Source organism: Cobetia sp. D5 (assembly GCF_035666195.1).
Classification (GTDB): Bacteria; Pseudomonadota; Gammaproteobacteria; order Pseudomonadales; family Halomonadaceae; genus Cobetia; species Cobetia amphilecti.
The window spans coordinates 2,647,952-2,671,983 of the sequence record NZ_CP142020.1; the positions used below are offsets into that span (position 1 = coordinate 2,647,952).

General features: G+C 60.0%; 21 protein-coding genes. 16 read left to right on the forward strand and 5 right to left on the reverse strand.

Features of this window, described 5'->3' with window-relative positions; all coding sequences use genetic code 11:
• Positions 1-108: 108 nt before the first annotated feature.
• On the reverse strand, positions 109-1,839 hold the full coding sequence (locus tag U0O11_RS10965) for a thiamine pyrophosphate-dependent enzyme (RefSeq protein WP_324689986.1): 1,731 nt from the start codon (positions 1,837-1,839) through the stop codon (positions 109-111).
• 656 nt (positions 1,840-2,495) lie between these two features.
• Here U0O11_RS10965 and U0O11_RS10970 point away from each other — a divergent pair.
• From U0O11_RS10970 to U0O11_RS10985, 4 genes are all read left to right on the forward strand, one after another.
• A complete protein-coding gene (locus U0O11_RS10970; protein WP_324689988.1) occupies positions 2,496-4,271 on the forward strand; it encodes a BCCT family transporter in 1,776 nt (591 codons plus the stop codon).
• Between the two features lie 156 nt (positions 4,272-4,427).
• On the forward strand, positions 4,428-5,804 hold the full coding sequence (locus tag U0O11_RS10975) for an NAD(P)/FAD-dependent oxidoreductase (RefSeq protein ID WP_324689990.1): 1,377 nt from the start codon (positions 4,428-4,430) through the stop codon (positions 5,802-5,804).
• Between the two features lie 145 nt (positions 5,805-5,949).
• The gene (locus U0O11_RS10980) at positions 5,950-6,330 is read left to right on the forward strand and encodes a nuclear transport factor 2 family protein (protein WP_216060339.1); all 381 of its coding nucleotides are present in this window, start codon (positions 5,950-5,952) and stop codon (positions 6,328-6,330) included.
• Positions 6,331-6,608: 278 nt separating this feature from the next.
• Positions 6,609-7,232, forward strand: coding sequence for a helix-turn-helix domain-containing protein (locus U0O11_RS10985; RefSeq protein ID WP_324689994.1), 624 nt, complete (start codon positions 6,609-6,611; stop codon positions 7,230-7,232).
• Between the two features lie 266 nt (positions 7,233-7,498).
• On the opposite strand, the gene U0O11_RS10990 is transcribed toward U0O11_RS10985, so the two are convergent.
• From U0O11_RS10990 to U0O11_RS11000, 3 genes are all read right to left on the reverse strand, one after another.
• Positions 7,499-8,779, reverse strand: a complete 1,281-nt coding sequence (locus U0O11_RS10990) for a TRAP transporter large permease (RefSeq protein ID WP_192837796.1) — start codon at positions 8,777-8,779, stop codon at positions 7,499-7,501.
• Positions 8,776-9,267 carry a TRAP transporter small permease gene (locus U0O11_RS10995; RefSeq protein ID WP_324689997.1) on the reverse strand — a complete coding sequence of 164 codons (492 nt, stop codon included), beginning with the start codon at positions 9,265-9,267 and terminating at the stop codon, positions 8,776-8,778. Before U0O11_RS10995 ends, U0O11_RS10990 begins: the two co-directional genes overlap by 4 nt.
• A gap of 94 nt (positions 9,268-9,361) precedes the next feature.
• Positions 9,362-10,348: a TRAP transporter substrate-binding protein gene (locus tag U0O11_RS11000; protein WP_192837794.1), complete on the reverse strand. Its 987-nt coding sequence runs from the start codon at positions 10,346-10,348 to the stop codon at positions 9,362-9,364.
• A gap of 436 nt (positions 10,349-10,784) precedes the next feature.
• Between U0O11_RS11000 and U0O11_RS11005 the strand changes: the two genes are divergently transcribed.
• The 6 genes from U0O11_RS11005 to U0O11_RS11030 all read left to right on the forward strand — a co-directional run bounded on the left by U0O11_RS11005 (position 10,785) and on the right by U0O11_RS11030 (position 16,075).
• Positions 10,785-11,774, forward strand: a complete 990-nt coding sequence (locus tag U0O11_RS11005; RefSeq protein WP_192837793.1) for a C-terminal binding protein — start codon at positions 10,785-10,787, stop codon at positions 11,772-11,774.
• Positions 11,775-11,810: 36 nt separating this feature from the next.
• The gene (locus U0O11_RS11010) at positions 11,811-12,482 is read left to right on the forward strand and encodes an RraA family protein (RefSeq protein WP_192837792.1); all 672 of its coding nucleotides are present in this window, start codon (positions 11,811-11,813) and stop codon (positions 12,480-12,482) included.
• A 1-nt stretch (position 12,483) separates the two neighbouring features.
• Positions 12,484-13,404 carry a 2-dehydro-3-deoxygalactonokinase gene (locus U0O11_RS11015; RefSeq protein WP_324690000.1) on the forward strand — a complete coding sequence of 307 codons (921 nt, stop codon included), beginning with the start codon at positions 12,484-12,486 and terminating at the stop codon, positions 13,402-13,404.
• The gene (locus U0O11_RS11020; protein ID WP_324690002.1) at positions 13,398-14,039 is read left to right on the forward strand and encodes a 2-dehydro-3-deoxy-6-phosphogalactonate aldolase; all 642 of its coding nucleotides are present in this window, start codon (positions 13,398-13,400) and stop codon (positions 14,037-14,039) included. Before U0O11_RS11015 ends, U0O11_RS11020 begins: the two co-directional genes overlap by 7 nt.
• Before the next feature lie 47 nt (positions 14,040-14,086).
• Positions 14,087-15,235 (forward strand): mandelate racemase/muconate lactonizing enzyme family protein, encoded by a 1,149-nt coding sequence (locus U0O11_RS11025; protein ID WP_324690003.1) that lies wholly within the window; start codon positions 14,087-14,089, stop codon positions 15,233-15,235.
• Between the two features lie 174 nt (positions 15,236-15,409).
• Complete coding sequence (locus U0O11_RS11030) at positions 15,410-16,075, forward strand: GntR family transcriptional regulator (protein WP_192837788.1); 666 nt, start codon at positions 15,410-15,412, stop codon at positions 16,073-16,075.
• Between the two features lie 254 nt (positions 16,076-16,329).
• Here the strand turns inward: U0O11_RS11030 and U0O11_RS11035 are convergent, their stop codons facing one another.
• The gene (locus tag U0O11_RS11035) at positions 16,330-17,058 is read right to left on the reverse strand and encodes a FadR/GntR family transcriptional regulator (protein ID WP_192837787.1); all 729 of its coding nucleotides are present in this window, start codon (positions 17,056-17,058) and stop codon (positions 16,330-16,332) included.
• Positions 17,059-17,282: 224 nt separating this feature from the next.
• Here U0O11_RS11035 and U0O11_RS11040 point away from each other — a divergent pair, with 224 nt between their 5' ends.
• The 6 genes from U0O11_RS11040 (at position 17,283) to U0O11_RS11065 (ending at position 23,901) form a co-directional block, all read left to right on the forward strand.
• On the forward strand, positions 17,283-18,311 hold the full coding sequence (locus tag U0O11_RS11040) for a 4-hydroxythreonine-4-phosphate dehydrogenase PdxA (RefSeq protein WP_324690006.1): 1,029 nt from the start codon (positions 17,283-17,285) through the stop codon (positions 18,309-18,311).
• 60 nt (positions 18,312-18,371) lie between these two features.
• Positions 18,372-19,544 carry an L-rhamnonate dehydratase gene (locus tag U0O11_RS11045; protein WP_324690008.1) on the forward strand — a complete coding sequence of 391 codons (1,173 nt, stop codon included), beginning with the start codon at positions 18,372-18,374 and terminating at the stop codon, positions 19,542-19,544.
• Between the two features lie 10 nt (positions 19,545-19,554).
• Entirely contained in the window at positions 19,555-20,568 is a 1,014-nt protein-coding gene (gene araD1, locus U0O11_RS11050; RefSeq protein WP_324690009.1) for an AraD1 family protein, read from the forward strand.
• Positions 20,569-20,747: 179 nt separating this feature from the next.
• Entirely contained in the window at positions 20,748-21,746 is a 999-nt protein-coding gene (locus U0O11_RS11055; RefSeq protein WP_192837784.1) for a TRAP transporter substrate-binding protein, read from the forward strand.
• A 38-nt stretch (positions 21,747-21,784) separates the two neighbouring features.
• Positions 21,785-22,819 (forward strand): amidohydrolase family protein, encoded by a 1,035-nt coding sequence (locus tag U0O11_RS11060; protein ID WP_324690011.1) that lies wholly within the window; start codon positions 21,785-21,787, stop codon positions 22,817-22,819.
• Between the two features lie 68 nt (positions 22,820-22,887).
• Positions 22,888-23,901 carry a TRAP transporter substrate-binding protein gene (locus U0O11_RS11065; RefSeq protein WP_324690013.1) on the forward strand — a complete coding sequence of 338 codons (1,014 nt, stop codon included), beginning with the start codon at positions 22,888-22,890 and terminating at the stop codon, positions 23,899-23,901.
• Positions 23,902-24,032 lie beyond the last annotated feature (131 nt).

The following is a 24,032-nucleotide window of genomic DNA, read 5'->3' on the forward strand; positions in this document are numbered from 1 at the left end:
AGTGCGATAGCTGCACTCACAAGAAGGCCCCGATCCACAGGATCGGGGCCTTCTTTCGCATCAGCTTCGCACAGATAACTGAGCAGTTTACCGGCTCATATCATTTGCTCAGCGCTTGGTGAAGTTGTTGCGCACCAGGTCGACCACATCATCCATGCGACCATTGAGCACCGCCTTGGCGGAGTAAAGCGCGGTGGAGGCGACCTGCCCGGCCTCCACATGCGGTGGCATCACCAGCTCCATGCGGTTGACCTTGACCTCGAGCACCCCGGGGCCGTCCTGGGCCAGCAGGCTCTGCACCGCCTCATCCAGCTCGTGCTTCTCCTCGACGCGACGCTCCCACAGCCCCATGGACTGTGCCAGCAGCGAGAAGTCAGGGTTCTCGAGTTCGGTGTAGGTATCCAGGATGCCCTCGACCTTCTGCTCGAGCTCGACGAAGCCCAGCGTGCTGTTGTTGAAGATGACGATCTTGAGCGGGATCTTCTCCTGCTTGAGGGTCAACAGGTCCCCCATCAGCATGGCAAGGCCGCCATCGCCGCACATGGCGATCACCTGACGCTGCGGGTAGGCCTTCTGGATGCCGATGGCCTGAGGATAGGCGTTGGCCATGGTGCCATGCATCAGACTCGGCAGCGTGCGGCGCTTGCCGTTGGCCCGAATATGGCGCAGGCACCAGACCATCGGGCTGCCGCCATCGGCGGTGAATACGGCGTCTTCGCTGGCGTGGCGATCCAGCGCCAGTGTCAGCTCCTGCGGGTGGATGAGGCGCTCGTCATCGGAGGTGACGGCGGCATCGTCTCGCGCCTCGAGATACTTCTTGCGGCAGCTGTCGAGCCAGGCGCTGTCATCACGCGGGTCGACGCGGGTCAGCAGCGCCGCGCAGGTGTCCTTGACGCTACCGACGACCCCGAGATCCACCGGGTGGCGAATACCGATCTTGCCGGGGTCCAGATCCACCTGGATCACCGTCGCCTTGTCCGGATAGAACTGGGTCCAGGCGAAGCTGCAACCGAGCAGCAGCAAGGTGTCACACTCCGCGACGGCCTCGTAGCCGCCCTGCAGCCCGAATACGCCGGTCATGCCGACTTCGAGCTCATTGTTGGGCTCGATGAAGTCCTTGGCGCGCGACGTCCAGGCGACCGGTGCCTTGAGCCGTCTTGCCAGCGCCAGCACTTCCTCCTGCGCGTGCTGACAGCCGATACCGGCATAGATCGAGACCTTGCCCGGCGCATTCAGTGCCTCGGCGACGGCGGCCAGCTCCTGCTCGCCGGGACGAATCACCGGCGTAAAGCGATGGGCACGCCACGGCAGCGAGCCCTTGGGCTTCTGGGTGAACAGATCCCCCGGCACGATCAGCACCGCGACCCCGCCTTCCGCCAGCGCCTTCTGCGCCGCGATGGCGACCATGCGGCGGGCATTCTCGGGATTGGTCAGGTACTCGCAGAACACGCTGTACTGGGAATAGAGCGCCTTCTGATCCACATCCTGCGGGAAGCCGACGCCCATCTCGCTGGTATCGATCTGCGAGGCAATGAACACCACCGGCGCACCATTGCGATGTGATTCGATCAGACCATTTAGAAAGTGCGTACTGCCCGGCCCACAGGTACCGGCACAGCAGGAAAGCTCGCCACTGATGAAAGACTCGCCCCCTGCCGCGAAACCGGCCACCTCCTCGTGCCGCACATGTACCCACTCCATCTCGGAGCGCCGAATGGCGTCGGTGAAGTGGTTGATGGTGTCACCCACGATGCCGTAGCAACGCTGAGCTCCCGCTTCGAGCAATGAATCGACGATGATCTCGGAGACGGACGCTGACGAAGATGTGGTTAGTGCCATGGAGGTGCTTTCCTTTTCCGGTGAACTTTCGGGTCAGGATGAGCAATGCATTCACTCATTCGAATAAACAGTGAACAAGACCTTGGGTCCAAGCCGCGGAAAACAATGGCCAGCCACGAAACTCACGCTGGCACACGGCGTTGCGTGTGATGGAGCGTGAGTTTCATACCCGAGCGAGCGATATCCGAGCTGGCCCAGCGTGCTGGGTGAGATACACCAGGGCATGAGCGCTGTCCCTTTTTCACCTCCCAACTCTTATCCCTACCCCGCTCTCTACCCCCCTTTCGCCTCTGTTCGCTGACCTGCCACCATCGGGCCAGGCTGCGCATCGGCGTTATTTTCTCTGTATTTCAAGAAGTTAATGTCGGAAGATAATCAATTTACATATAAATGAAAAAATACTGAAAAATTTCACTTGCGCGATTTTACTCGCAGTCTATTTTCATTTGTGACGCGAGAAGATTCATCGAGTGCTGTATCAGCTGCAGCGCATTCACTGACGATGGATGGGGACCTAGCCGGTTCGATGAAGGGCGACGTCCCAGCCCCCGCTCCCATGACAACAATAAAATCTGCTCTCGATATTCCTGTCGGCTTGTCAGGTGTCTGACGAGATCTGGCGTGGAGCATCAGGGCCCCTTCCTGGAGGCACCCCAGTGACAGCAACACGCAATCCCGCAGCGGCTGAGCGCGCTGGCAGCAACGGCGTTCCGCGCTCATCCGGTCTGCTTGGCGACTACGACAAGGGGCTGTTCTGGCCCGTCCTCAGCATCTACACCCTGATCATGATCTATGCCCTGGCGGCGCCGGAGCAGACCGGCGCGGCGCTGTCCGGCATACGTGACTTCCTGATCTTCAATTTCGGCTGGAGCTTCGTGCTCGGGGTCGCCGCGACGCTGATCTTCAGCTTCTATCTGTTGCTCAGCCCCTTCGGCGGCATCCGCCTGGGGCCGGATGATTCACGTCCTGAGTTCAGCTATGTGGCGTGGATCTCGATGATCTTCAGCTGCGGGCTGGGCATCGGCTTCGTGTTCTTCAGCGTCGCCGAGCCATTGACGCACCTCTACACCTCCTCGCATGTGCAGGACCTCAATCAAGTCGGCCAGCAGGCCGGGGTATCAACCGCGATCCGCAACACGCTGATGGACTGGGGCATGAATGGCTGGGCACTGTTTGCCGTGGCCGCCTGGGCCATCGCCTTTCCTGCCTACCGCCTCGGGCAGCCGCTGACGGTCGCCACCGGTCTCTATGGTCTTCTGGGGGAGCGCTGCAACAGCAGTCTGTGGGGCAAGCTTGCCAACGGGCTTGGCGTGATCGGTACCATCGGCGGCAATGCCACCATGATCGGGCTGGGCGTTACCTCCATCAGCTATGCCTTGAGGGTGCTGTTCGGGCTCGAGTTCGGTGCCTTCGGTCAGGCCATGGTGATGCTGGTGATCATCATCGCCTATGTGGCATCGGCGGCGACCGGCATCGAGCGCGGCATCAAGTACCTCAGCCTGCTCAACATGATCATGGCCGGCGCCATTCTGCTGGCGCTGCTGGCCTTCGGTCACGCCCCGGCGCAGTACCTGCTGAACATGATTACCCAGCAGTTCGGTGACTACTTCGGCTCGGTGTTCGTCAACCAGTTCTGGACCGACGCGGGCAGCTTCGAACAGCGCGAGTGGGTGGGCTGGTGGATGATCTTCTACTGGCTCTGGTACATCTCCTACATCCCCTTCTGCGGCGGTTTCATCGCGCGCATCTCCCGCGGCCGCACCCTGCGCGAATTCGTGTTCGGCGTAGTGGTGGTGCCGATGCTGCTGTCGATCGTGTGGTTCAGCATCTGGGGCGGCTCGGCCGGCTATGCCGAGGTCAATCAGATCGTGCCGCTGTGGGAAAGCGTGCAGGGCAATCCGGAATCCGGCATCTACCTGTTGCTGCAGAGCATGCCCGGCGGCTGGTGGCTGTGCCTCGCGGTGCTGTTCAACATCATCGTCTTCGCCGTCACCACCTCGGATTCGGCCTCATTCTTCTCGGCCATGCAGGTCTCCAATGGCAACGAGAATCCGAAGATCCTGATGCGCCTGCTGTGGGGCGTGATCATCGGTGTCACCGGCATCGTCTTCCAGCTCGCCGGTGGCTTCAACGCCATCAAGAGCCTGGCGATCGTGGTCGGCGCGCCCTTCTTCCTCGTCAGCATCGCTTACATGTTCTCGGTCTATCGCATGCTCAAGGCGACCCACGAACAGCCCGCGACGGCCATGCAGCCGGCCCCTCAGGTAAAGCCGACGCCTGCCGAAGCCGCTGAGCCGGAAGCCTCCAGCGCTGTGACACCCGCCACGCCAGCTAGCACGCCCAGTACATCGCCAAGTACATCGACAAGTACCACGGCTACGCCGCCCGCCCTCCCGGGGTCGGGAAGCCAACCCATCCCGGGCGCGACATGAACGGCATGATGGGCTCACGTCGTCTCGAGCAGGCCAGCCAGCCGAGCGCAACGCGCACGAACCGACACCGCCATTGATCGCCAATGACAATGATCACCAACAACAACGATCACCAATGACAACGATCGCCAACAACAAGACGGATGGTGACCCACGATGACTGTCAAGCAGCCTTACAACCCTCACTACGACCCTCTCAAGGACAGCTCCCCGGGCGAAGGAGTGGATTATGCGCCGAGCTACTGGCGCTACCACGCAGGGCCGCCGCCCGAGGATGATGGCCCGGTCACTGACGACATGGAGGCCGACGTGGTGCTGATCGGTGCCGGCTTCACCGGCCTTGCCACGGCGATGTTCCTGGCGCGTGAGCATGGCATCAAGGCGGTGGTGCTGGAGGCCAATCAGATCGGCTGGGGCTGCACCAGCCGCAATGGCGGCCAGGGGCATCTGGCCTGGGGGCGCCTGAGCCGCAGCCAGTGGGTCAGGAAATGGGGCGTCGACATGGCGCGCCAGCTGCACGCCAATAGCCTGGAGGGGTTCGAGGTCTTCAAGTCCCTGACCCAGGACCCGGAGGTGGACTGCGAGCCTCAGCCACTGGGCAATCTGCTGATCGCCCACAGCCCGCAGGCCATGCAGCATCTCGAGGCCGAATCACGTCTGTGCAACAACATCCTCGGCTACCGGACCCGAACGCTGGACCGCGCGTCAGTGCACCGTGACTTCATGGGCGATCAGGAAAGTCACGGCGCGATGCTCGAGCCCGAGGGCATCGCCGTGCAGCCGCTCAAGCTGGCCTACAGCTACGCGCGTATCGCGCGCCGCCATGGCGCCCGAATCCACACCAGCAGCCCGGTGCAGCACTGGACGACCGAGAACGGCATCCACTATCTGCAGACGCCGGGCGGCACGGTCAAGGCACGCGCGGTGGGCATCGCCACGGCGGGCTATACCAGCCCCAACCTTCACTCGCTGACCGCCTATCGCAACATGCCGATCATGGCCAACTCGGTGTGGACGCGCACCCTGACCGACGAGGAGATCGAGGCTTGTGGCCTGCGTTCGACCATCCTGACCACGGACACCCGCAAGCTGCGTTATTACTATCGACTACTACCCGAGAAACGCCTGCAGATCGGCACGCGTAGCGCCATCAGTGGCGCGGATGCGCAGAATGCCCGGCATCTGGATGTGGTGCATGAGGCCATCGCGCGCAAGTTCCCGGCGCTGGCCGGTATCGAGACGCCGTGGTTCTCGCATGGCTGGATGGATATCTCCCACGACATGATGCCGCGCATCGTGCAGCCAGACCCCAAGCAGCAGATCTTCTACTCCCAGGGTTACAGCGGCAACGGCGTGTCGTTCTCGGCTTATGCTTCCAAGCAGCTGGCCGCGCTGATCGCCGGACAGTCGTTGCCGGAAGCCCATCTGCCGATCTTCAACTCGCCGCTGCCCGCCCATCCGCTCAGACCTATCCGGCGCATGGGCCAACACCTGCTCTACAAGTATTTCCAGGTGCTGGACAAGGTGAGCTGAGTCACGCGCCGCGCGAGCTCCGCCACCGATCGCTCCTATCACTTCCTGCCATCACTTCCCGACACGCCGCGGCGCACTCCAATTCCGTCGCGACACCTCCCACTGACATGCCTCTTGCGGCATGCAAGCACCAGAGAGACGCACCATGAATCGTGAACAGATGACCGCCATGTTCGATGCCTTCAATCGCCACGCCATCGATGAGGTCATGGAGTACTTCGCCGACGATGTGGTCTTCGACACCGTGTCCGGCGATGAGGCGCACGGCACGCGTATCGTCGGCAAGGCCGCCGTGCGCGACGCCTTCGTGAATACCTGGACGACCATGCCCGATGTGCAGTGGGCCAAGGGCGAGTTCTTCTTCGCTGATCAGCGCGTCGTCTCCGAATGCACCTTCATGGCGACCCAGCCCGATGGCCTGCGTGTCGAGGCCGATAGCGTAGATCTCTTCACCCTCGAGAAGGGCAAGATCACCCGCAAACAGGCCTTCCGCAAGCAGCGACCGGCCTTTACGCCAGCCGCGTGATCGTCACGCGCAGCACAGACGCAAAAGGCCAGTCGCGATGACTGGCCTTTTGCGTCTCAAGCGTTATCTCAGAAGTCTCTGTCTCAAGCCCCTATCTCAGGAGCCGCTACCTCAACCCCCTATCAATCCCCGCCTCGACACGACGATTTGATAACGACACAGGCTTATCTCTCGACGCCGCATGCTGATAATCTTGCTGATGAAAACCGCTGCATGCTTTTCATCCACATGAAACGCCACTCATTGACCGCCAGCGCCCATTGCCAAGAGGAAACCGGATGACCACGGACACAGACTCCTCACAGGCATCAACCGGCAGCACGCTCAGCAATGCAGAACAGGAAGACCGCCGTATCGGCAGGCAGCTGCGCGACCTGCGCAAGTCCCGTCAGCTGACCCTCAGCCAACTGGCGGAACGCGTCGGCAAATCCGTCGGCTATCTCAGCCAGGTGGAACGCGGCGTCTCTTCGCTGCCCATCGGGGTATTGCAGACGCTGAGTGACGCCCTCGACGTGCGCGTCAGCTGGTTCTTCCAGCCGGGCGGCAGTGACTCGGCGGTAGAACAGGAAACCATCGTGCGTGCAGATCAGCGCCGCGCCATGAATCTCGGCGCCATCGGCGCGCGGGAAGAATTGCTCTCCCCTCGCCTAAGCGGTCAGCTCATCCTGATCATGACCCGCCTTCAGCCCGGTGGCAGCGGCGGCGAGACGCCACGTGAACGGCGCGGTGAGGAAGCGGGCTATGTGGAAAGTGGCCAGCTGGAGCTGACCCTCGGCGAACAGGTCTTCCTGCTCAACCCGGGCGACAGCTTCTCGCTGACCGGGGAAGAACCCCACTGGATTCGCAACCCCGGTGAGACCGAGACCCGCATCGTCTGGGTGATGACGGGCGTCGAGTATTGACGCAATGGGGTAACAGGCTAGTTCTGAAAAGGGAGCTGGGAGGTCGCCTCGCTAAGCCCAACGCTGTGCCGCGTTCGAGTATTGCTCCTTCGCGAAAGTTCTCCACACAGCAAGCCCTCACTGAGCCAACTCGCTGATTCGACATGCTATATCGAGGAGAAGCCAAGTATCGATATGCGACCACATACAAAAAACCGGCACACGATACTGGATCGAAGCGCCGGTTTAAGAGTGCATGCAACGGTGTGAAATATCCGTTGGTGCAGCTAGCCGCCCGCAAGGAACATCGAGATGCCCGGCAGATAGGTGATGGCCAGCAGCAGCGCGATCATGGCCGCGAAGTAAGGAATGATCGCCGCTGACACCTCCATGATCTTGACACCGGACACCGATGAGGCAACGAACAGGTTGACCCCTAGAGGTGGCGTACAGAAGCCGATGGCAAGATTTACGGTCATGATCACCCCGAAGTGGATCGGGTCGACGCCCGCGGCAATCGCTACCGGTAATAAAAGTGGTGTCAGGATGATGATTGCTGCAATGGTCTCCATAAACATGCCGACGATCAGTAGCAATAGGTTGATCATCAGTAGTAGTACCAAAGGGTTGGTCGAAAACCCGGTAATGGCAGCCGCAAGATCTTTCGGCACTTGGGCAATGGTCAGTAACTGGCCAAAGCCACCGGCCACCACTACCAGGATCAGGATCTGTCCGCTAGTCGAAGCACTACGCGCAAACACCTTGGGCAACTCCGACAAGCGGATATCACCGTAGACGAAGACGCCAATGATGATCGAGTAGATGACGGCTACCCCACCCGCTTCGGTAGGAGTGAATATCCCACCATAAATCCCACCCAAGATAATGACCGGGACCAGCAGCGCCCAGATCGAATCGCGCAGCGAAGTGGTCACCGCCTTGCTCGAGAAGCTGGTGCGCTCCTCCAACAACTTACGATTGTGCCTAAGCATCAGTCGTGCGGTCAGCATATAGGCAATGCCAAACATGATGCCAGGGACGATCCCGGCCATGAATAGCTTGCCGATCGAGACCTCCGCGGATACGCCATAGATGATGAAGGGAATGGACGGTGGAATCATCACCCCCACCATGCCTCCGGCTGCCGTAAGAGCAGACGAGAAGCGTCGTGGATAACCGACCTTTTCCATCTCCGGCACCATGTTCGACCCAATCGCTGCCACGGTAGCCGGTGACGAGCCGGAAATGGCAGCAAAGAAGCAGCAAGCCAGCACGTTGACATAGGCCAAACCGCCTTTGACATGCCCTACCAGCGAATGGGCAAAACCGACGATGCGTCGTGACATGCCCCCCATCTGCATCAGATCGCCGGCCAGCACAAAAAGGGGGACGGCAATCAGCGGAAAGGAGTCCGCTGCTGTTACCAGCGAACGCGCTAGAAGCACCACTGGTGGCGCACCATCGACCAGCAATATCACCAGCAGCGTGGCAAGCCCCATCCCCATGGCCACCGGCATGCCAACAGCAATAAAGGCGAATAACATGCCGATCAGTGAAACAGCGATCATAGGGCACCTCCTTCAAGGCTGGTGCGAGGAAATCGCCATGCCAGCCAACAATGTTGCAGAATGCGAAACGCTGACAATAGCGCGCCGGCGGGCGCCGAGGCGTAATAAAGCGGCATCGGTATCTGGAGCACCACCGATACCTGATACCGCACCATGGGATTAAGCATCAGCTGGATGCAGTAGAGGCTGATGGTGATCAAAAACGCAACCACGATCAGCCTAACCACTAGTGTCAAGTAACGCTGTATCGCTTCAGGCAGCTGCTCCTTCAGAAAGGCAATCTCGATATGCTTATCCTGACGAAAGACGTAGCTCACTGCTATCCAGATAAACCAGATGAAGAGCCAACCCACCAGCTCTTCCCCCCAGGACAGGGACGCGTTGAACACATAGCGCGCCAGCACATTGGCAGATACCAGTGCGACGATCAGTGCTAGCAGCACAACTGACAGATACTCTTCCAACCTTTCATTCAGCCAACGAATCATCGGCATGTCCTCGACTTTCCGGCTTCACGTAATGAGTGAGGGATCTCTTCCAGTTGGGCGCCCCTCGCGATTAGCGTGCCGGCTCTGTGCTTAATCACTGTTCAGAGGCGCGATCGATGGCAGCCATCCACCCATCAAAGACATCTGCACCGATACGCTTGCGATATTGAGCGTTAACGTCTGCAGCGATATCAACAAAGGCCTGATGCTGTTCATCGGACAGTTTGTTTATCTCAACACCAGAATTCTGGATACGCGCTAGGTGATCGGCATCCTCCTCTGCTACCAGTTCACGATCGTAGGCGATAGCCTGATCCATCGACTGCTCAATCAAGTGCTGCTGTCCTTCAGGCAGGGAGTCAAAGAAGGTCTTGGAGATGACCGGCGTATAGGCCGTAAAGATATGCGCCGTAAGGGTCAGGTACTTCTGCACCTCATAGAAGCGTTGCGTGTCGATCAACGAAAGCGGGTTTTCCTGCCCATCGATGACTCCCTGTTGTAGAGCGGAATAGACTTCACCGAAATTCATCGGTGTCGGGTTGGCCCCCAGCGCCTTGAAGGTATCGACATGGGCAGGCACCTTCATGGTGCGCAGTTTGATGCCCTCCAGATCCTGAGGAGCCTTGATCGGGCGAGCATTATTGGTCAGGTGACGCATGCCACTCTCGACCCAGCCCAACCCCTTCAGGCCGATCCGATCAAGTCGTTTCAGCATGGCATCCCCTTCTGGGCCATCGAGTACTTCCAACGCAGTGTCCTTGTCCGGATAGATATAGGCCAGTTCGATCACGCCGAAAGCGGGGTCCCAGTTGGTGAAGAACGACGACGGTGACACCGCCATTTCCAGAATGCCGGTCTGCACCCCTTCAATCATGGATCGATCCCCCCCCAGCTGGGATGACGGGAAGATCTGTACGTCAATCTCGCCATTAGCCCCTTCTTCCACCAGGCGTTCGAACTCCACCATCGCTCGCGCCATATGGAAATTTTCATTGGTCCCGTGTCCCAGCTTGATGACAGTGGTGGCCTGAGCCGGCGTGGCGGCGACCAGCAGGCTGATAAGCATCCATTTCTTGATCATGGCGAACTCTCACTATTGTTATTAAGGAGTCAATCCGAAACTGGTATTCCAGATTTCGATATGAAGATTGATTGATGCCAAAAGGATCTGTCAAGAAAGCGCCATGGCGCTATCGCTACCCACCCGATCTACCTCTGTTTTGCATTGACTTACTTTCCCGCCAAATCGGTGGCGTCACGCTTTCTGAAAAACACAGATAAGGTTTTGTTTTTGATGAATAATTATTGAATAAAAAAGAGAATAACCCATCGATACCCAATACCTTAAGATGGTGACTTTGGCACCGTAGCTACTGTACTTCACATGACCAATGTCTAATGACGTTATCAATCGATCCTCTTTGACAGCTCGACGCTAGCTTGTATATTTCACTCCATCTGGTGCCTGGTACACCAGTTGAGCAAAAGACAGCAACGAACAATTACGAGGTAGTGCCATGCCCACCAGACCGAAGGTGATCATCACTGATCACGACTTCGCCGATATCGAGTTGGAGCGCGAAATTCTCGAGAAGGCTGGAGCCCAAGTGATAGCCCTGCAAGCCAAATCGGAGCAGGACCTGTTAGAACACGCTGCCGACTGCGCTGCCATGATCAACCAATATGCCTACATCGGTGCCAGCACCATCGCCGCCATGCAGCGCTGCCAGGTCATCGCCCGTTACGGCGTCGGTACCGACATCGTTGACGTGGCGGCGGCCACCGCCAGGGGGATCCAAGTCACCAACGTGCGCAATTACTGCACCGAGGAAGTTGCTGACCACGCTATCAGTCTCTGGCTGGCCTTGGCGCGCGGGCTGTTCGCCTACGACCGGGCCACTCATCGAGGTGAATGGCGCTGGCAGAGTGCGGCTCCTCTACATCGTCTACGTGGCCAGACTGTTGGCATCGTTTCCTTTGGCGCCATCGGCCAGGCCATCGCGCAGCGTGCCAAGGCCTTCGGGGCTCAGGTGATCATTCACGACCCCTACGTCGATAGCGCAACCATCGCGGCCCATCAGGTTGCAGCAGTGGGCAAGGGTGCACTGCTGGCAGAGTCAGACGTGGTCATGATGCAGGTGCCAATGACAACGGAAACTCGTCACTTCTTGAGCGAGGAGGAGTTTCGCTCAATGAAACCCAACGCATTGGTGGTCTGCACTGGCCGCGGCCCCACCATCGATAACCGCGCGCTCTACAAGGCGTTGTCAGAGGGCTGGATAGCTGGGGCGGGCCTCGATGATCCCGAGGAGGAGCCAGCCAAACGTAAACACTGGTCCCCCAACGACAATCCTCTGTTCTCGCTCCCCAACGTCATCGTGACCCCTCATGCCGCCTACTACTCGGAGGAATCACTGCGTGCGGCCCGCACTATCGCCGCCAAGGAAGTCGCCCGAGTGCTGGCTGGCCAGTCACCACACAACCCCGTCAATACACCGTCTCACTGAAAAGCAGACCACTACAACGATCAGAGGAACGTTCTTATGCTCAAGCAATTCAATGATTTCAAGCGTGACTCGGCACTGCTCGAGAAATTCGACAAAGTTCTGTCCTACTACTCCGCCACGGCTGTCTTCGCCGACTCCCAATATCGCACCGGGGTGATGGATAGCGGCATCAAACCCGCCTTCCGCGCCAAGGTCTGTGGCCAAGCAATTACCGTTCAGCTATCGAAGGGCGACCTGGTCGATCCCCTCAAGGCACTGGAGATGGGCCAGCCAGGCGATATCATCGTTGTCGATGCCGGTGGGGATCCCAACACTTCTGTGTGTGGTGGTCTGATGGGCGCTTTGGCCCAGAATCGTGGCATTCGAGCCATGGTAGTGGACGGCGCGGGACGTGATACCGATGAACTCGAAGATATCCAATGGCCGATCTGGACACGCGCCATCACTCCGCGTGGTACCCACACCATGTTCTCCGATCGCAAGGAGGAGCTGTCGATCAACGTGCCTATCGCCTGTGGCGGCGTACCGGTCAATCCTGGTGATTTCATCGTGGCCGATGTGATGGGTGTGACCGTCATTCCGCTGGCCCGAGCAGCCGAGGTAGTCGAACTGGCATTGGAGCAGGCCGAGCGTGAGGAAGCTACCCGCGCATGGGTTCAGCAAGGCAAGACCGTCGAAGACCTGCTGGCCGAGTTCGGGAGAATCTAGGATGTCGCATCCCCTTATGATTGGCATCGACTGGGGAACCTCATCGTTTCGTGCAAGCCTCGTCGATCGTCACGGCGAGGCCCTCGATACCCGCGAGAGTCCCAATGGGATTCTCGCGGTATCCGACAGGGACTTTGCAGGTTTCCTTCGTCACAGCATCAAAAGCTGGTTGACCGACTTCCCCGGCATACCGATTCTTGCCTCGGGCATGATCACCAGCCGTAATGGCTGGATTGAGACGCCCTACCAACCTCTCCCTCTGGGGATCAATGAGCTGGCCAATGCTTTGGTCTGTGAAACCGTTGCCGACCTCGGTCAGGTGCACTTCGTCACTGGCGCAGTGCAGTCGCCCGATGGCGAGCGCCCCGATGTCATACGCGGTGAAGAAACCGAGATAGTCGGGTATCTGTCTACCCAGGGTGTCAGCGATGGTACCTTCCTACTACCCGGAACACACAACAAATGGTTGACAGTCGAGCACGGTAAGATCACCCGCTTTGTCACCTGCATGACCGGCGAACTCTATGCAATCCTTCGAGAACACTCACTGCTTGGCCGCACCATACGCCAAGGCGAGTTCTCACCAGAAGCCTTTCAGCGTGGGTTACAGACCGCCCGCCAGCACCCCGGACAACTGCTAGCGACCCTGTTCACCACTCGCGCGCTTCACCTATTCGACCAGCTATCCCTAGAGCAAAGCGCTGACTATCTCTCCGGCCTGCTAATCGGCGAGGAATGCCTCGGCCAATTACAACAGGGGTCAGCCCCTGACAAGGTCACCATCATCGGCCGCCATGATCTTGCGGAGCGATACCGTATTGCCACCGACTTTCTGTCGCTACCCTCCACTATGGCGACGCCCGGTCTGTCACGCCACGGGCAGCTGGCCATCGCAAGAGCCGCGGAGCTGATTACATGCTGAACTGGCAACAGGCCTTCGACGCCTGCCCTCTCATCGCCATCCTGCGCGGTATCAAACCCCAGGAAGTCATACCGGTAGCCGATGCCCTGCTTGAGGCAGGCTTCCGGTTAATCGAGGTCCCACTCAATTCTCCCGACCCACTGGAAAGCATTCGTCGCTTGGCAGCCCATGTCGGGGACGATGGTCTAGTAGGAGCAGGGACAGTCACCGCGCCAGATCGCGTAGCCGATGTTGAGCAGGCAGGTGGCCGCCTGATAATTGCCCCTAACCTGGCCCCCCGGATCGCAAGCGAAGCCACGGTCAGAGGGCTGATCTACGGCCCCGGCGTAGGCACTGTCAGTGAGGCTTTCACTGCCATCGAGTTCGGTGCCGACTTTCTTAAACTATTCCCTGCCGAGGCGATCTCGCCTGCAGCAGTCAAGGCCATGTGTGCTGTGCTACCCGAGACAACGCCGTTGTTGCCGGTGGGTGGCATAACGCCGGCCACCATGGCGGGTTACCTCGAGGCAGGAGCACGGGGGTTCGGCCTCGGCGGCGCGCTCTATCAACCTGGCATCGCCAATACGGAGGTCGCCAGGCGAGCAAGAGCATTTATCGAAGCTCACGCCAGCTGGGCTGCGACTGCCAAGCAATAGATAGCACAACGCGCCTGCAAACCCCTTACCTCAGCTTGAGCACTTCCATGATCATCAAGCAAATCAACGTCTATACCATGACATCCGAGCTGCCACGTCCCTTCGCATTCTCCCAGCAATGGATCACCCGTCGATCTGCAACGCTGGTGGAAGTGGTAACTCAGGATGGACAAAGCGGCTGGGGCGAAGCGCTATGCTCAGGGCTGCTGGAACCGGAGCTGTCCGCTTCAGTCCTCAAGTACATAATTACGCCATTAGTGATCGGCCGTTCAGTGTTCGATAGCGAGGTCATCTGGCATGAGCTCTACAATCACACTCGAGACTACGGTCGTAAGGGAATCGTCATCGCTGCTATCAGTGCTCTCGATATCGCACTCTGGGATCTCAAGGGCAAGATCACGCAACGACCTGTCTTTGAACTACTTGGCGGCGGTTTTCGCAAACAGGTGCAAGCCTACGCTACTGGCTTCTTTCGTATCGAACTTGGTACAGACACTGCTAGTCTTGTCGAAGAAGCGCGTCGCCACCGTGACGCAGGCTTTGTCAGCATGAAGATCAAACTGGGCTTCGGGGTGGCCAATGACATCAAAGTCATGACCGATATACGTGATGCTGTGGGCGATAACGTCGAACTGATGATTGATGCCAATCACGCCTATACCGTCAGCGAGGCAGCACAGCTGGCAGATGGCCTCAAGACATACGGGTTGCGATGGTTCGAGGAGCCGGTGAACCCCGATGATAAGGAGGGCTATCGTCTGTTGAAGCAGAAGACTCTGATCCCCCTAGCCGGTGGCGAAGCAGAATTCACCCTCTTCGGATTTCGCGACCTACTGGCCGGGCGCTGTATCGATATCGCTCAGCCAGATGTGGCCATGGCCGGCGGTTTGACCGCGATGACGCATATCACCGCCTTGGCCCTCGCCAACGGTATCCAGGTGAACCCCCATGTCTGGGGGACCGCGATCGGTCAGTATGCATCGCTGCATGCCATCGCCGCGATGCCGTTGGTCAATCCCACCTTGGCAGCCAGCGGTCCGATCTTCGAGTACGACACCTCGAGCCATCCTTTCCGATCCAATCTGGTCACCGCAGCGATCACCCAGAGTGAAGGCTGGGTCAACGTCCCTACAAGTGACGGCCTCGGGTTTACCATCGATCGCGATTTTCTACGTGAACACGCCCGTCCTTACTGACACACGGATTGGAAATCAAGTTCATATGCCTGCTCGCCCCTGCTGCCATAAGTCTAAAATCTGAGGTCAATCTTCCCAATGGCATAGGCATCTGGTATTCCAGTCGTCTGTGCTACTCTGTGGAAAAATTCCATGGCCCTTCTCGGGCCGACACTACAGCCTACAAGGACCGAGATGCAGGACTTTGAACGCCCTCCCTCCCTAGGAGCTCTCGTCACTGATCACGTACGTAACATGATCGTACGAGGGGAGCTTGCCTTGGGCGAAGCTATCTCCGAACGCGGTATATCGGCACTGCTGAATGTATCCAAGACGCCGGTGCGTGAAGCATTGACCCGACTCAAGCACGAAGGCCTGGTCATCATTAAGCCGCAGTCCGGTGCTCAGGTCTTCACCCTTAGCGCCCGCGAAGTCGGCAACATCTGTACCTTTCGCCGTACCTTGGAGCCAGCCGCCCTGGCATTGGCAATCGAGTTTGATCAGCCTGGCCTCTATCACGAGCTCCGACAGGTAGAAAGCCAGATGCAAGTAGCACATGGATCTGGGCGCATAACCGATTACCTGGATCTGGATTCGGACTTCCACATGGCCTTCTTCAACCATTGTGGAAACGCCTATTTAAAGAGTTCCTACGAGCAGTACGCTGGAAAGATCGCTGCCCTACGCACTCACCTGGCAACCCGGCCGGACCATACCCGCCTTTCGCTCAGAGAACACACCGAGATAGTCGACGCTGTTCAAGACAAGGACATCACCGCTCTGCGCGCGCTATTGGATGCACACATTGGCCGCACCCAAGAGACTTACGAAGTTGGCGTGGAAGACATTACCCAACTGTAAAATCAGTGCCCACAGGAAAGTCATCGAACTATCCCACTGGCTACCACCTCATGTGAGCTCTATTTCTGGAAAAGGTCTGGCCATCATCTGTGCGTAGAGTAAGACTTGAGCGTTTATCATTACTCAATCCGACCGCCATATCCCAAAGGGGATCATGTGGGCCTGGCAACTCACCAATAGCCGGTGAGCGAGCTAGCACTGCGATATGACAGTCGACTCCGCCTGCTAGGATTAGCCGATATAAACACCATCAATCAGCGCGGCATCTTGTCCCGCGTGGTGTAATAGACGCTATCGATATGCGAGAGCATCGCGCGTTCAGCAGCATCCGGGTCACCGGCACGTAGTGCCTCGACGATACGCACATGCTCTTCATAGCTGCGCTTGATCGAGCCGTGTTCGGCCATGACCTGGCGGCGAATGTTGAGCGCGTAGGTATAAAGCTCATCGGCATAGCGGATCAGGATCTCGTTGCGCGAGTATTCGGCGATGACGTGATGGAAGTTCTGGTCCGAGAGCTGGAAGTTCACCGGCGAGTCGAAGTGCTGTGACTGGGCTTCCAGCAAGGCGTCCAGCTTCTTGAGCCCGACCTCATCGATATGCCGCGCGGCGCGGCGGGCGATGGCCGACTCCACCACGATCCGGCTTTCGAAGACGCTCTCGATATCCAGGTTGTTGAGCTCATCGCCCTGCTGACGCGCGGGATGATTGCGGAAACTGTCGATCACGGCCTCACTGGCGCAGACCCGTGACTTGCTACCGTGCGAGACATTCAAGAGGCCATAGCCCGTCAACAGCGCCAGCCCCCCGCGCACCGTCTCACGACTCACTTCAAACAACTGCGCCAGCTCACGCTCGCTGGGCAGCTCATCTCCATCGCGCAGCAGGCCCGTCAGGATCATCTCGATGAGCTTGTCGGCGAGAATTTCCTTCTTGGTCTGATTCTTCAGCGCTTTCTCGAAGGCGAAAGGCGTCTGCTTCATGCAGCCTCCACTGGTATATATTTCATACCAGCATAACCGACAACCGCATATCACGCATCCACAAACCGACCATGGTCGCAATTTTCGAGAAAACCTTGACCGATCAGCGTGGGCTCGGCTAATTTTTATCTCAACTGGTCTGGTAAACCAACCAGCAGACCATAAAGTGCGAATTGATTGAAGAAACCAACAACAACGCCAACTCTCACAAGGCTGGAATTCACATGTCAGCAACACGCCCTGTCATTGCCCTCACCCTTGGTGACCCCGCCGGTATCGGCCCGGAGCTGATCGCGCGCCTGGTCGCGGAACCCGAGCAATTCGCCGAGACCCACAGCGTACTGGTCGGCGATCAGTGGCTGTGGGAGCAGGGCCAACGCCAGGCCGGTCTCTTCACACAGCTGCCGCGCGTCGCAAGCTTCGCCGAGGCCCGCCAGCATGAAGGCCTGTCATTGATGCTGGTGGAAAGCGTGGCCCAGCAGGAGGTGACGCTGGCCGAGGAAAGCGCCGCCTGTGGCGCCTCGACCCTCGCGGTGCTGTCCCGCTGCCTGGAGGCGGCCCAGAACGAGGAAGTCGACGCCATCTGCTTCGCACCGCTCAACAAGCTGTCGATGAAGAAAGGTGGCCTCGGCCACGAGGACGAGCTGCACTTCTTCGCCGAGAAACTGGGAGTCGAGGGCTATTTCTGCGAGTTCAACACCCTGGGGACGCTGTGGACCTCGCGCATCTCCTCGCACATCCCGCTCAAGGACGCCGCCGAGTACGTCACCCAGGAGCGCATCATCGCCGCCAGCCAGCTGATTCATGACTCGCTGAAACTGGCCGGTTTCGAACACCCGCGCATCGCCGTCGCCGCCTTCAATCCCCACGGTGGTGAAGGTGGCACCTGTGGGCGCGAGGAAATCGACGTCATCGCGCCGGCCGTCGCGCGCTGCAATGAACAGGGCTACCCGGTCGAGGGCCCCTTCCCGGCCGACACCATCTTCATCAAGGCGCGCGATGGCGAGTACGACGCCATCGTGACCATGTACCACGACCAGGGGCAGATCGCGATCAAGCTGCTGGGCTTCAAGTCCGGCGTCACCGTCCAGGGCGGCCTGCCTATCCCCATCACCACGCCGGCCCACGGCACCGCCTTCGATATCGCCGGTCAGGGCAAGGCAGACGTCAACCCGACCCGCAATGCCTTCGCGATCGCCAAGCGCATGGGCACCAACCTGCGTGCGCTGCGCCTCGAGACCGCTTCTGCCTGATGCGCTTGCGCCTCTCGCTAATGAAACTGAATCAACGCCATCCACAACAAGGATAATTCGATGAAGATCACCAACGTCAGAACCCGCGTCTTCGAATGGAAAGGCCACACCGTCCCCCCGACCGCCCACTTCTGCTCCAACGCCATGGATGAGCTGTGGGACAAGGGCGACTCGATGGGCACCTTCCGCTTCCACGGCTGGACAGTGGTGGAGATCGAGACCGACAACGGCCTGGTCGGGCTGGGCAACGTGGCGCTGGCACCGCGCATCGCCAAGGCGATCATCGATCAGTACCTCACGCCGCTGATCATCGGTCAGGACCCCTTCGACTACGAATACCTGTGGCAGCGCATGTACCGCTCCACCCACGCCTGGGGCCGCAAGGGCATCGGCATGGCCGCCATCTCCAGCGTCGATATCGCCATCTGGGACATCATGGGCAAGGCGGTCGGCAAGCCGGTCTTCAAGCTGCTGGGCGGGCGCACCAAGGAGAAGATTCCCTGCTACGCCTCCAAGCTCTACCGCACCGACCTAAAGGGCATGCAGGAAGAGGCCCAGTCCTATCTGGATCAAGGCTTCACCGCCATGAAGATGCGCTTCGGCTATGGCCCGCGTGATGGGGTCGAGGGCGTGCGTGCCAACCTGGATAGCGTGGCCGCCGTGCGCGAAGTCATCGGCGAGGATGTCGACCTGATGCTCGAGTGCTACATGGGCTGGAACCTGGACTACGCCAAGCGCATGTTGCCGAAGCTGGAACGCTTCCAGCCGCGCTGGCTGGAAGAGCCGGTGATCGCCGATGACATCGATGGCTACGCCGAACTCAATCAGCTGACTAGCATTCCCATCTCCGGTGGCGAGCACGAATTCACCCATTACGGCTTCCGCCAGCTGCTGGAAAAGCGCGCCGTCTCCGTCATCCAGTACGACACCAACCGGGTCGGTGGCATCACGGCCGCGCGCAAGATCAACGCCCTCGCCGAGTCCTTCAGCGTGCCGGTCATCCCGCACGCCGGCCAGATGCACAACTACCACCTGACCATGGCCTCACTGGCCTCCCCGATGAGCGAGTACTTCCCGGTGCATGATGTCGAGATCGGCAACGAGCTCTTCTACTACATCTTCAAGGGTGACCCGGAGCCGGTGAACGGCTTCATCGACCTCGACGAAGAGACCCCGGGGCTGGGCCTCGAGCTGAACAGCGACTACTTCGATCAGTTCAACATCATCGAGTGAGGAAGCCATCATGAGACTCGTCCAACTTCGCACCGCCAATGGCCCGCGGGTCGCCGTGGTCGAAAGCCGCGACCAGCTGCGCCTGCTCGACTTCCCCGGTGGCACCTATGAGCTGGCCACCCGCGCCATCGAGCTGGGCATCGGGCTCAGCGCGCTGATCGAACAGCACTACTCGCACACCCTGGTCGACTACAAGCAGGCGATCGATCGCCGCGAACTGCTGCCGCCGGTCACCCACCCCGACCGCGCGCGCTGCACCGTCACCGGCACCGGCCTGACCCACCTGGGCAGTGCCGATACCCGCGATGCCATGCATGCCGCCGCCCAGGCACAGAGCGAGAATGACGCCAATGTCACCGACTCGATGCGCATGTTCCGCATGGGCCTCGAGGGCGGCAAGCCCGCCGCGGGTCAGGTCGGCGCGCAGCCGGAATGGTTCTACAAGGGTGACGGCAGCATCGTGGTCGCGCCGGAAACCGCGATCAGCGTGCCGGCCTTCGCCGAGGATGCCGGCGAAGAGCCCGAGCTGGTCGGCCTGTACCTCAACGATGCCAATGGCCAGCCGCATCGCATCGGCTACGCCGTGGGCAACGAATTCTCCGACCACATCACCGAGCGCGCCAATTATCTATGGCTGGCCCACTCCAAACTGCGCGCCTGCAGCTACGGGCCTGAGCTGCTGATCGGCGAACTGCCCCAGCACCTGGAAGGCACCAGCCGTATCACCCGCGAAGGCCAGACCCTGTGGGAGAAGCCCTTTTTGACCGGTGAGGCCAACATGGCCCACAGCCTGGCCAACCTGGAACACCACCACTTCAAGTACGCCCAGTTCCGCGCGCCCGGTGACCTGCATGTGCACTTCTTCGGCACCGCCACGCTGAGCTTCGCCGATCAGATCAAGGTTCAGGAAGGAGACCGCTTCGAGATCGAACTGCCGGCCTTCGGGCGCGCGCTGCGCAACCCGGTCGCGTTCGAGTCCCACGACAACCAAGCGGAGCAGCCATCCGCCATGGCAGTGCTGTGATCACTGCCGATCAGCACAACAAGTAGAGCAAGGATCAGGGTCTTGAGAACCCCGCCATCACACGGCCCTGATCCCGGCAGCACCAAAAGCACCAGTACCAAAAGCACCGGCAACACCAGCAGCACCAGCGTCAACACGCCGCCAACGCATTACGACAATAACGAGAAAAGGGTTTCGCCATGACAACCTCACGCCACCACACCACCGCCACCCTCCTGTCCGCCGCCCTGCTCAGCCTGGCGATGACAGGCACCGCCACTGCCGCCACCTCACTGACCTTCGCGCATGCCCACCCGGTCACCGATTCGCAGCATCTGGCCGCCGAGCGCTTCGCCGAACGTCTCGCCGAGCGCAGTGCGGGAGAATTGACGGTCAAGATCTTCCCCAACGGCCAGCTGGGCAATGACCAGGCGATGATTTCCGGTGTCCGCAGCGGCACCATCGACCTGGAGCTCTCCGGCAATCCCTATTTCAGTGGTCTGGTCAGCGAGCTCAACGTGCTGGACCTGCCCTTCCTGTTCGACACCCGCGAGCAGGCCTATCAGGTACTGGACGGCGAGGTCGGTCAGGACCTGCTGACTGCCATGCAGCCTCAGCAGATCGAAGGGCTCGCCTTCTGGGAAATCGGTTTCCGTAACCTGACCAACTCGCGCCGCGCGGTAGAGACCGCCGATGACATCAGCGGCCTGACGCTGCGCACCACCCCGAACCCGGCGCATATCGCCGCCTTCCAGGCTCTCGGTGCCAACCCGACCCCGATGCCCTTCGCGGAGCTTTATACCGCGCTGGAAACCCGCACCGTGGATGGCCAGGAGAATCCGGTCAGCCTGATTCGCTCCGCCAACCTGTATTCGGTGCAGGACCATCTGTCGCTGACCGCGCATGCCTATACCGCCGCGCCCTTGATCATGAACAAGCAGACGTTCGACAGCCTCGCCCCCGAACTGCAGACGTTGATCAAGGAAGAAGCCCGCGAAGCGGCCCGCTATCAGCGCCAGCTCAATCATGACAATGAACAGGGCGATCTGGCCTTCCTCGAGGAACAGGGCATGCAGGTCGTGCGCGAACCCGATACCGCCAGCATGCGGGCCAAGGTCGCCGAGCCGGTGCGCGCCGAGTTCACCGCCAAGCACGGCAGCGAGCTGCTGGAACGCATCGACGCCGCTCTCGCCCACTGATCACGCTCGCCTGACTCGCCACTGGAAGGAAGCTCGCCATGCTCTCTGACTCACTCCAATCCCCGGTGATGCCTGCGTCTCTTGCCGAACTGGGCGAGCAACGCGAGCGCTATCTGGCCACGCAGCAGGATGAAGACCTGCCGATCATCGATGCCCACATGCATGTCTGGGACCCGACGCGCAATTACCACCCTTGGCTGTGCGATGAGCCGATGATTGCCTTCCGCTACGGCGACTATGCCGCGATTCGTCGCCCCTATCTGCCCGCCGAGCATCTCATGGCGGCGGGAGAGGCGCATCGCGTGATGGGCTGCGTCTACATGGAAGCGGAATGGGCGCGGGGCGATGCGCTCAAGGAAGTGCGCTGGGTCGAGGAGACTGCCCGCGAGACCGGCTGGCCGAATGCCATGATCGCCCAGGCCTGGCTGGATCAGGACGACATCGCCGAGCAACTCGCAACGCTGTGTGAGCCACGTACCCCCAGAGGCAGCCTGGTCATGGGCATTCGCCACAAGCCGGCCGCGCTGGAACGTCACGATCCGAGGCTTGCCACCCACGCCATGCCCGGCTCGCTGCGCTGCCCGCATTATCAGTACGGCGTCAGTGAAGTCGCGCGGCGCGGGCTGATCTTCGAGCTGCAGGTGCCCTGGTGGCACCTCGAGGAACTGCTGCCACTGCTGGACCGTCACCCCGAGATGCCGGTGGTGATCAATCACGCCGGCGTGCCCGGTGACCGTCATCCCGACACCCTGCGTCAGTGGTCACGGGCCCTCGCCAAGGTCGCCGCCTGGCCCCAGGTGATGATCAAGTTCTCGGGGCTTGGCATCGCGGGTCAGCCCTGGCGGCTGGAAGACAACCGTGAGGTCTTTGCCATCGTGCTGCGCCATTTCGGGGTCCACCGCGTGATGTTCGCCAGCAACTTCCCGGTCGATGGACTGGTGACCTCGCTCGATACGCTGCTGCAGGCATTCAAGGACCTCAGCCGCTCCTTGAGTCCCGAACACCGTCTCAAGCTGTTCTGCGACAACGCCGTGCGCCGCTACCGCTTGAACGCTAACGCCAGGCCGGAATGACGACGATCGCCACGCCAGCGATTGCCACAACGACAGCCTCTATAAAAACAACTTGCAAGGAATTCGCCATGCTTACCCGCCACGCCCTTTCCCATAAAGCTCTGATCAAGACAGTCTCCGCGCTGGGACTGATGCTGACCTTCGCGACCACTGCCCACGCCGAGATCACCGCGCGTATGGGCACCAGCCTGCCGGATGCCCACCCGCAGACGCTGGGGGCCAAGAAGTTCGCACAACTCGTCGAGGAAAGATCCGACGGCGAGATCACCGTCAAGGTGTTCTCCAACGGCATTCTGGGCAACGACGTCAACATGACCTCGATGCTGCAGTCCGGGACCCTGGATTTCACCGTACCGTCCACCGCGACCCTCAGCAGTCTCAATCCTGACTTCAACATCGTCAGCCTGCCCTTCCAGTTCGATGACAGTGCACACGCGGACGCGGTGCTGGATGGCGAGGCCGGCCGAGCCCTGCTCGCAAGCCTCGATGACAAGCAGCTGGTGGCACTCGAGTACTGGGAGAACGGCTTCCGTCACATGACCAACAGCCGCCGCCCCATCGAGACGCTCGAGGACATCGAGGGCCTCAAGATTCGCACCATGCAGAACGCGCTCTACATCGACCTCTTCAATGGGCTGGGTGCCAACGCCGTGCCCATGTCGGTCAATGAGCTGTTTACGGCCATGGAGACCCGCACGGTGGATGGCCAAGAAAATCCCTACACCGTGATCGACGCCAAGCGCTTCTTCGAGGTCCAGAAGTACCTCTCGCGCACCGCGCATGCCTATGACGCCCTGGTGCTGGTCGCCTCGTCAGGCTTCATGCAGTCACTCGATGAGGCGCAGCGCCAGCTGGTCCGCGAGGCCGCCCGAGAAGCCACGCTCTATCAGCGCGAACAGAGTCGCGCCCTGAACGAGGAGCTGCTGAGTGCCCTTGAGAAGAAGATGGCCGTCAACGTGGTCGCGGACAGTGAGCGCCAGCGCATGCGTGAGGCCCTGACACCGGTGATCGAGCAGCACACCCAGGCGCTTGACGCAGACGTGGTGACGCAGTTCCAGACTGCCTTGGCCGACGCGCGCTGAACACTTTCATCAGCGCCTGTGTCATCAGCCCCTGACATCAGTCCCAGCCACCGACACGCGGCAGCGCCCTTTTCGCTGCAACCAGAGGGGCGCAATGACAGCGCTGCCGCACCGTCATCGAGATGCCTCCT